Below are 8,356 nucleotides of genomic sequence, written 5' to 3'. Positions count from 1 at the left end.
CAAATATGTTTTGGTGTTGTTAAGAATCAAACAGAATATCAGCCTCAAGTTAGTTAAATAAAAACTTGAGGCTGATTAGGAGAGATGGTATCTACCAAATCAGCTTTTGGTCTGAAGACGCCGTTCCTGTCACAGAAGTACAAACCGCGTTTAACGATACCCTTGCTCAAATAGACAAAGAGCTTTCCACTTATCGTCCAGATTCCTTTATTTCAGAATTTAACCGCAGCCCTTCTGTGGCTTGGCAACCCGTCTCTCAGGATTTTGTAGAGCTTGTTCAAATCGCCCAAGACATACATGCAAAATCAGAAGGTTGCTACGATCCAACCATTGGGCCTTTGTTTGATTTATGGGGTTTCAAAACCGACAAACTTCATGTGCCAACACCAGAGGAATTAACCGCTCTAAAATCTGAACTTGGGGTAGAAAAGATAGAAGTCGACGAAGAAAATATGCGCGTACGCAAAACTCGCCCTTTTTTGCAGCTTGATTTTTCTTCCATGGGCGAAGGCTACACCATTGGCAAGTTAAGTCATGTATTAGAATCCAAAGGCTACGATAATTACATGGTGCAATTTGGTGGCGACATGAAGATCAAAGGGCACAAGCCAAATGGCGACAAATGGAGAGTAGCAATCCAAAGCCCTATTCCTTCTGCTGACGGCGCACCAAAAGTCTATAAGGTCATCACAGTGAAAAACGAAGATGGCGTCACGCTTGATACATCAGGTACTTATAACCGCCACTTCGACGATAATGGTGTGGAATATTCGCACATTATTAACCCAAGTACAGGCAAACCAATCACTCACGACCTTGTCTCAGCGTCGGTATTTGGTACTGATCCAAGAATCAGCGATGCATGGGCAACCACCATGTTGTGCCTTGGCCCTATAGAAGGCGCAAAAATCGCCAAAAAGGAAAACTTAGACGTTTTCTTTATCGAAAGAAAGAACGACAAGTTGGTGAACTCCAGTAGTGCCGCTTTGCTAAAAACAGACAAAGTGGAATTTGATTAAAAAGCAAGCAGGCGTAATGCTTGTTACTACTGCTCGCCTTATGCGAGACTATTTTAATCCCATTTAGAACTATCACGATCGTAAGGAGAAAAGCGCTATGGAAAAGCTTGTATTAGTAAGCCTAGTTTCTGTACTAATGGCTGGCTGCGTAGGCAATGAAAGCTATACCAAAATTGGGAATTATTTCAAAGGCGGCGACGAAAGCCCTGTTACAGAAATCGAGGATACCGAGAGCGAAGGTAACGACACAGAAAACAATCCTAAAGATACCGAAAAAGTATATAACGCCACCGTGACGACCAGTGACCTTGAAGGCTCTTGGAGAAAACCATGTGGGCATGTAGAAGGTGAAGCGCACTATGATATCGTGATCGTATCCTTCAGTCGTAGTGAATTCACCACAGATATCAAAAACTACATTGATGCTGGCTGCACTAGCCCCTTACCAGGGGCCCCGAACCCTACATCACTTAGCAAATTTACATTGGGGAACGGCGTTATGCTGAGTGATGGCATAATCGTCACCGAATTCGATAGTCGCACTATGCGATATGATGGCGCCCACTTCTACCCTGAAGAACACAGTATCGTTTATATCAAGAACGACACTCTCTACACTGGAGCCGACGATCAAGATACGTTACAGAGACCAACCAGACTCGACTATAACCGTCCTTTCCATAAAATAAAATAGCCTACAAGCAGCCATTCTTGCTGCTTGCCTTTATTAATTCGTTAATACTTAGGTAAAACAAAAAGACCGAATAGCAAACTACTCGGTCTTTTTTTACCCATTCTGTTCAGCTTAAATTAAAGCGTGCTCTTAAGACCTAACTCTAAACCACGAACTTCCGCCAAACCTTTCATTCGGCCTAGTTTCGAGTAACCCGGTTTCGAGTTTTTATCTAGGTCATTCAGGATTTGATGGCCATGATCTGGTCGCATTGGGATCAGGCTCGGTGCATTGTTGTCGTTACGTTTTTTCTCTTCTACAAGCAATGCGCGAACTACGCCAACCATGTCTACATCACCACCAAGGTGGGACGCTTCATGAAAGCTACCTGCCACTTCTTCACGTTTAGTAGAACGTAAATGCGTGAAGAAGATGTTAGAACCAAAGCGTTGCACCATGTCGACCAAGTCGTTGTCTGCGCGAACACCGTAAGATCCAGTACAAAGAGTAATGCCATTTACAGGGCTTGGCACAGCGCCAAGCAACCATTCAATGTCGTCTTTGACAGAAACAACCCGTGGTAAACCAAGAATTGGGCGTGGTGGATCATCTGGGTGAATCGCTAGTCGCAAACCGCCCTGCTCTGCTGCTGGTACAATTTCTTCTAAGAACAGCTTCAGGTGTTCGCGAAGTTTGTCTTTATCAATGCCAGCGTATTCGTCTAATTTAGAACGGAACTGCTCAATCGTATAGCTCTCTTCTGAACCAGGAAGACCGGCAATGATGTTCGCTACCAAGCGGTTTTTATCGTCTTCTTTTAAGTTTTCCATGAAAACTTTCGCTTGCGCTTTTTCTTCATCACTGTAGTCAGATTCTGCGCCTTTGCGCTCTAGAATATAGAGTTCAAATGCAGCAAACGCCGTTTGATCAAAACGCAATGCACGAGAACCATCAGGAAGTTCATAATCCAAATCCGTGCGCGTCCAATCCAACACAGGCATGAAGTTGTAGCACACCGTATCGATACCACATTCCGCTAAGTTCAGCAGGGTTTGCTTGTAGTTTTGAATGTACTCTTGATAATTACCAGTACGCTTTTTGATGTCTTCGTGCACTGGCACACTTTCAACCACAGACCAACGCAGTGAATGCGATTCGATCATGGCTTTACGTGCTTTAATCACTTCTACTGGCCAAACGTCACCGTTAGGGATTTCATGCAACGCGGTCACAACACCCGTCGCACCTGTTTGACGAATGTCCGTCAACGTCGTTTCATCATTTGGTCCAAACCAACGCCAAGTATGTTCCATTCTATCCTCCGAAATTCGCTGTGTTGTTATTTAATAGTCTGCTATTGAATGACAAACATTCCGCAACACCGCTTGAAATAATTGTTTGATATGCGCTCAGCACAGCATTAGAAAAAATCTCGCTTTGGCTGATTTCTGTTGAGAAAATATCGTTGAGTTTTAGGGCTTCGCTAACCAAGCTTTCTGGGTCAGAGCAACGAGCATGGAGTTCGCTTAGTGTTTGCGCCATTGGGTCATCAACCTTGTGCTGATTACCTTCTAGATCTTCGCCGCGAACATAAAATAACCATGCCGCTATACCTAGTGCTGTCGCATTAAGCCCCCCCTGTTTCGCCCCTTTCGCTAAACGTTCTTCTGCGCCATTTAACCAACGCTGAGGAATTTTCTGTGAGCCATCCATCGCAATTTGTGACAACTGATGCTGCAGACTGTCATTAGCAAAGCGGCTCACTAGACTTTCAATGTAGGTTTGTACTTGAACCTCTTGTGGTAGATCCAAGGTAGGCGAGGCTTCAACGCTCATGTAGTGACGAATTAAGTTCGCAAATTTTTCATCCGCAACGGCTTGTGCCACGGTTTTATGCTTAGCGGCTAAGCCAACATACGCCAACAAGGAATGACTGCCGTTTAATAAACGAAGCTTCATGGTTTCAAATGGATGAACGTCTTCCACCATTTGTACGCCATCGTTTTCCCAATCTGGACGACCTTGTGGGAAGTTGTCCTCTACTACCCATTGGCTGAAAGCTTCACACATGACCGCATTTTGATCGTCGCATTGCAGCTCTTTCTGTAAACGGTCACGAGAATCATCCGACATAGCTGGTACGATTCTGTCGACCATGGAGCTAGGAAACGCCACATTATCTTGAATCCATTGCGCGAGTTCAGTCGAACGCAGAGCGGCTAGATCACAAACGGCTTGGCGAGTTAAACGACCATTCTCTGGCATGTTGTCACAAGACAAGATGGTGAACGGCTCTAAACCAGACTCTTTTCGGCGATACAAAGCTTCAACCAAGATTCCCGGTGCGGTTTTTGGCGCAGTTGGGTTCTGTATATCGTGCTGAATGCTTGGATCATCTTGGCGCAGAGTTTTGTCCGCTGGTGACAAGTAATAGCCTTTTTCTGTGACGGTTAAAGTCACGATCTTTGTCTTTGGCGACACAAGCTTGGTAAACAAAGGCTCTTTATCAGCGCCAGCAAATAGAGCATCACGAATCGCGTTGATCTCGCGCAACTCGACGTTCTGGCTGTCTTGATATTCGGCAATATGATAACGGCAACCATTGCTTTTTAACTCGTCGACCAACTGGCTATTCGAGCGAATATTTACCGCACAAATCCCCCAATCGCCTCCTTGGTGACGATTGAGGTTTTTCTCGATATATACGGCTTGATGTGCACGATGAAAAGCACCTAAACCGATATGAACAATGCCAACATCTACCTTATCTGGAGCATATAAAGTATCTGTGGTTTTTATGCTAATCATTATGATTCCTTATGTTTTTAGAGACCAATACCTTAAAAACCAAAGTACTTCTTGGCATTTTCCGAACAAATCCCTTTTACCATCTCGCCTAATAACGCCATGTCTGCTGGCGCTTCACCACGCTCAACCCAACCACCAATCATCTCGCACAATAAGCGGCGGAAGTATTCATGACGTGTGTAGGATAAGAAACTGCGAGAGTCTGTTAGCATTCCGACAAACTGACTAAGCAAGCCCATTTGCGCCACGCTGGTTAGTTGACGTTGCATGCCATCTAATTGATCGTTGAACCACCAGCCAGAGCCGAATTGCACCTTGCCTGCTATACCACCACCTTGGAAGTTACCCGCCATGGTCGCTAACATTTCGTTATGAATTGGATTCAAGCAATACAAAATGGTTTTAGGTAGTTCATCAGTTTGGTCTAACGCATCTAAGAATCCTGACAATGGCTCGGCAAACGCACCATCGTCCATTGAATCAAAGCCAGAATCACCGCCAACCAGCTTAAACATACGAGATGAGTTATTGCGGCGGGCACCAATGTGCAGCTGCATGACCCAACCTCTTTTCGCGTATTGCTTGCCTAGCCAAACTTGTACAGCGCTGGAGAATTGCGCGATTTCAAGCTCGGTTAACGGCTGCTCATTAATACGTTTGGACAAAATCGCATCTAATTCTGTTTCACTTGGCTCGTTGGCGAAGCGCATGATTTCAATACCGTGGTCAGCACTGCGGCAACCGTGAGCATCAAACACGTCTAAGCGTTGTGCCAAGGCATCGATCAAATCACTAAAGCGTGCAATATTGATGTCTGCCGCTTTACCAAGTTTGTTTAGATAATCTTTGAAGCCAACATGATCAACTTTAAAGGCGCGATCAGGACGCCAGCTTGGTGTGACAGCAATATCAAAACTGCTGTCATTGGCAATGAATTTATGATGTTCAAGGCTGTCTGCAGGGTCATCTGTGGTGCCGACCATCTTCACGTTCATTTGGTGCATGATGCCGCGCGCTGAAAACTCAGGTTGCTGCAGCATGTCATTGCATTGGTCCCAAATGGCATCGGCCGTTTTTGGAGAAAACAACACATCAGTGACACCAAAAGGACGACGTAACTCTAGGTGCGTCCAGTGATAAATTGGGTTACCAATACACTGAGGTACGGTTTTCGACCAAGCGTGGTATTTCTCTTTAAAGCTAGCGTCACCTGTGACTAAACGTTCTTCAATGCCTGCGGCACGCATCGCGCGCCACTTGTAATGATCGCCTTCCAGCCATATTTCACCAAGGTCACTAAAACGACGGTTTTCGGCGATTTCTTGAGGACTCAAATGGCAATGGTAGTCGTAGATTGGTTGCTCGGCCGCGTACTCATGGTAAAGGCGCTTAGCCGTTTCTGTGGTAAGCAAAAAATCTTCTGTCATAAAGTTTTTCATGTCATTTCCTCGGCTTAGGCCATTTCGCTTAGTGCAACAGCTTGAGACGCATCGACTCGCTTGCCGTTGACATAGAAAGGACGCAGCTCATTTTCTGGCAAGGCAAAACGTACTTCGTTGTAAGCCGGTTGCCATTCACCTTCACGAGATACTGTTAGATCGATACGTTCAAGATCGGATTTCAACGTCATGTTTAGCTGTAAGTATTTGCCGTCTAAATAACCCGTTGATAGCCCGTCGTCATCAAACACAGACATATCACGCTGCCCCGCTCCTTTAAATGGGAATACTAGGAACTGTCTTTGCGTGTCTTTTTCTGCATCCACATGAGCAATACGACAACTAGTAGGAATCACACTACCAGCGCGAGCAAGCAGAGGAATCTCTTCTAATGCGGCTGGCAAAGTGATTTCTTGTCCGCCGGCGTACCAGGTTTTGCGATGGAAGTCGTACCAACCTTCGCCATTATCAGGCAAATACACAGGACGAGTTCGTTGGCCTTGCTCTACGACAGACGCAACCAATAGATCCTTACCTAACATGAAGTCATCGCTTTCTTCATAAGTACGAGCATCATCTTCGTGATCTAAGAAGGTTGCACGCAGCATAGGCTCATGATGTTTATGCGCTTGCCAAAGTAGGTTGTACAAATACGGCATCAAACGGTAACGAAGCGTCATAGCTTCTCGAATGATCGGCGTGACTTCTGGGTACATCCAAGGCTCGTTAACCGTTTTATCATCGTTCCAAGAGTGAATAGTGAAACGAGGATGCATAACGCCATTTTGAACCCAACGCACGAACAATTCTGGATCTGGACGATCACCAGAAAATCCTCCTACATCATGGCCCATGTTGTACAAGCCAGAAAGGTTCATACCAACACCCATGCGTGTGTTGTAACGCAAAGTTTGCCAGTTAGTACGGTTGTCACCACTCCATGTTTGCACATAGCGCTGCATGCCTGGGCAACCAGAACGGGAGATCAAATACGGGCGCAAGGTCGGTGCAAATTCCGTTTGGGCTTCGAAAGACGCACGCATCATTAGCAATGGCTGCAATGGACGAATCAACTTGATTGGTGTTTGTTTACCAAAACCAACACAACGAGCATTGCTGTCCCAAACCTCGTATTCGTTGTTGTCATTCCAAGTGGAATCAATGCCCTTTTCAAGCAATTGCTCGGTGACATTCGTTTTCCACCATTGGATGGTTTTTGGATTAGTGAAATCTAGGTGCGAGCCGGAGTCATCCCAAAACTGGGAAGATTCAGGTGCGTCGAATTCAGAGTCTTGAATGAATAAATTTTGTAACGCAACTTCATCAAAGCGCGGGTGATCTTGAAGCAGACAAGGCTTGATGTTGGCCGCTAGCTTAAGACCCGCTTGATGAAAGTCTTCACTCAATTTAAGTGGAGTTGGCACCTTACTTGTGTTCCAGTTAAATACGTAGCGTTTGTTACCAATCGAGGTATAACCAGACGAAAGCTGGAAAGAATCACAAGGCATGCTGTGATTGTCACAATGCTTAATAAAGTCGCCTAATTGCTCTTGAGCGTTTTCTGCATCCGTATAAAGCATGGTGGAACCACTGTAACCAAGACTCCACTTAGGACCAAAAATAGTACGTCCCGTTAGGTTCACATAGGTTTTGGTTACATCGACGACTTTCTCACCGTACATGAAGTAAAAATCCAGATCGCCTTCATCTGCATGGTAACTACGATAATAGCCATGATAGTTATCTAGCTCATTACCCAAATCGAACCAACTGGTTGACAAGTTATCGTAGAAAATACCGAAGCTTGCTTGCTCGGTTTTCGTGATGTAGAAAGGAATGTGCTTGTACAAAGGGTCCGTATTTTTCGCATCGTAACCCATGGCATCAATATTTCGCATTTGATAACGAGAACCATGGCGATTCAAATCACCCGCCTTCTCACCTAAGCCGTAATATTTTTCAGACAAATCACGTGCCATATAGTGATGAATGTCGTTGCTTTGTACGCCCAACATGTAAGCACCACTGTGGCGGTCTGCCGCAAGATAATGCCACTCGCCAGAAGCGTCAGCGTATTCCCATGTGAGTTTTAATGGTTTCGATAGCGTGACGCGAAGGGTCGCTGAGGCAATGCTCAGCTGATCATTCTGCTCTGACACGTTAAATTCTGGGCAAGTAAAGCCTTCCGTACTCATACGGTCGCGCCCTTCCCAGCCTGTTTCACTGTCATTAGGAGAAACACACCAGCTATTTTCAAGCTGCAATGTATCGTTCTTTTTCAGTAATACACGAATCACGTTGGATTCTAGAACGAAAAAATGCAGCACGTGGCGATCATCACACTGAACGTCTACGCGATTATCTTTAACACCTAGAAGCTTCCAATTATTAATCGGCTTCATAAATACATATCTCCA

The 8,356-nt window shown here is 45.2% G+C and carries 6 protein-coding genes; 2 read left to right on the top strand and 4 right to left on the bottom strand.

Going from position 1 to position 8,356, the window contains the following annotated elements; genetic code table 11:
* Positions 1-65: 65 nt before the first annotated feature.
* Together DFP77_RS10885 and DFP77_RS10880 are read left to right on the top strand one after the other, a co-directional pair.
* A complete protein-coding gene (locus DFP77_RS10885; protein WP_258861131.1) occupies positions 66-1,019 on the top strand; it encodes an FAD:protein FMN transferase in 954 nt (317 codons plus the stop codon).
* A 97-nt stretch (positions 1,020-1,116) separates the two neighbouring features.
* Positions 1,117-1,713, top strand: a complete 597-nt coding sequence (locus DFP77_RS10880) for a hypothetical protein (RefSeq protein WP_114412313.1) — start codon at positions 1,117-1,119, stop codon at positions 1,711-1,713.
* A 116-nt stretch (positions 1,714-1,829) separates the two neighbouring features.
* Here DFP77_RS10880 and uxuA read toward each other — a convergent pair whose 3' ends face one another.
* Genes uxuA through DFP77_RS10860 form a run of 4 tightly spaced genes read right to left on the bottom strand, consistent with a single transcriptional unit; the run spans position 1,830 to position 8,341 of the window.
* Positions 1,830-3,005, bottom strand: a complete 1,176-nt coding sequence (gene uxuA / locus DFP77_RS10875; RefSeq protein ID WP_114412312.1) for a mannonate dehydratase — start codon at positions 3,003-3,005, stop codon at positions 1,830-1,832.
* Position 3,006: 1 nt separating this feature from the next.
* Positions 3,007-4,500: a mannitol dehydrogenase family protein gene (locus tag DFP77_RS10870; RefSeq protein ID WP_114412311.1), complete on the bottom strand. Its 1,494-nt coding sequence runs from the start codon at positions 4,498-4,500 to the stop codon at positions 3,007-3,009.
* A gap of 32 nt (positions 4,501-4,532) precedes the next feature.
* Entirely contained in the window at positions 4,533-5,939 is a 1,407-nt protein-coding gene (gene uxaC / locus DFP77_RS10865) for a glucuronate isomerase (RefSeq protein WP_114412310.1), read from the bottom strand.
* Between the two features lie 14 nt (positions 5,940-5,953).
* Positions 5,954-8,341: a glycoside hydrolase family 31 protein gene (locus DFP77_RS10860; RefSeq protein WP_114412309.1), complete on the bottom strand. Its 2,388-nt coding sequence runs from the start codon at positions 8,339-8,341 to the stop codon at positions 5,954-5,956.
* Positions 8,342-8,356: the final 15 nt, after the last annotated feature.

It is taken from the genome of Marinomonas foliarum (genome assembly GCF_003337275.1).
Taxonomy (GTDB): Bacteria; Pseudomonadota; Gammaproteobacteria; order Pseudomonadales; family Marinomonadaceae; genus Marinomonas; species Marinomonas foliarum.
Note: the sequence above shows the minus strand (reverse complement) of the source record. Positions and strands in the feature narration are given on the sequence as shown.